Below are 1,078 nucleotides of genomic sequence, written 5' to 3' on the forward strand. Positions count from 1 at the left end.
ACGGCTCGTCGGCGGGCGCGGAGCCGCCGTGGCCGGGGAGGTCCCAGCCGACCACGCGCAGGTCGGCCTCCAGCAGGTGCGCCGCGGCGGACCACAGCGAGGCGGCGGAGGTGCCGAGCCCCGGGCCCAGCACCAGCAGGGGCGCCCGCGGCGACGGGGCCCGGCGGGTCGAGAACTCGACGGGGGTGAGGACGGGGACGGTCATGCGGATGCTCCTGGGCTGGTCCGGGTGATGGACGGACGGTCGTTCGCGGACCGGCGGTGCTGCGCGAGCACGCGGTCGATCAGCAGGTCGTTGGCCCCGAGGTACCCGGCGGGGTCGAGCAGCCCGGCCACGACGTCCCGGTCCACGGGGGTGCCGTCGGCCAGGGCGGTGCCGGCGGCGAGGCCCACGAGGGCGTCGAGCATGCCCGGTCCGTCGGTCGCGTGCTCGCGCACGACCCCCTGCACGCGCTGCCGCCCCGTGGCGCCGTCGGCGGCGGGCGGCAGCAGGGGCGCGAGCTCCGCGCTGATCCGCTCGGCGAGCACGGCGGGACCCGACGCGTCCAGGTTGGCCCGCATCCGGGCGCTCTCCACGGTGAGCCCGGCCGTGAGCTCGGCCGCGTGCGACGACGCCGCGACGGCGAGCCGGGCGAGCTCCCGCAGTGCCGGCCACTCCGTGTGCCAGGCGCCGTCGGGGCGCTCGTCGACGAACTGGGCGGCGGCGACGTGGAGCTGGGCCACGAGCTGCGGCGCCGTCAGGGCGGTGCGCTTGAGCAGCACGGACAGCACCGGGTTCTGCTTCTGCGGCATCGCCGAGGACACGCCGCGCCCTTCGACGGCCGGTTCCCGCAGCTCGCCGAGCTCGGGGCGGGAGAGCAGCAGGACGTCGTTGGCGATCCGGCCGAGGGCCGCGCAGACCGCCGCGAAGGTCTCGCCGGTGCGCAGCACCGGCCGCCTGGTGGCGTGCCACACGTGCGGCGGCAGGCTCAGGCCGAGCACGTCGGCCCAGCGGCGGGCACGAGGGCGATCGCGGAGCCGCCGAAGCCCCCGCCGGTCATCCGTGCGCCGGCGGCCCCGGCGGCCAGGGCCGCGTCGA

At 78.3% G+C, this 1,078-nt stretch carries 1 protein-coding gene and 1 pseudogene; both read right to left on the reverse strand.

From position 1 onward, the window contains the following. Positions 1 to 205, reverse strand: a pseudogene (locus CRM73_RS19335) (3-oxoadipate enol-lactonase); the annotation flags it as partial. Further along, positions 202 to 981: a lyase family protein gene (locus CRM73_RS19340; RefSeq protein WP_370658581.1), complete on the reverse strand. Its 780-nt coding sequence runs from the start codon at positions 979 to 981 to the stop codon at positions 202 to 204. The pseudogene CRM73_RS19335 and the gene CRM73_RS19340, both read right to left, overlap by 4 nt. Between the last annotated feature and the right edge of the window lie 97 nt (positions 982 to 1,078).

Origin of the sequence: Kocuria sp. CCUG 69068 (assembly GCF_020833785.1) — a bacterium.
Classification (GTDB): Bacteria; Actinomycetota; Actinomycetes; order Actinomycetales; family Micrococcaceae; genus Kocuria; species Kocuria rosea.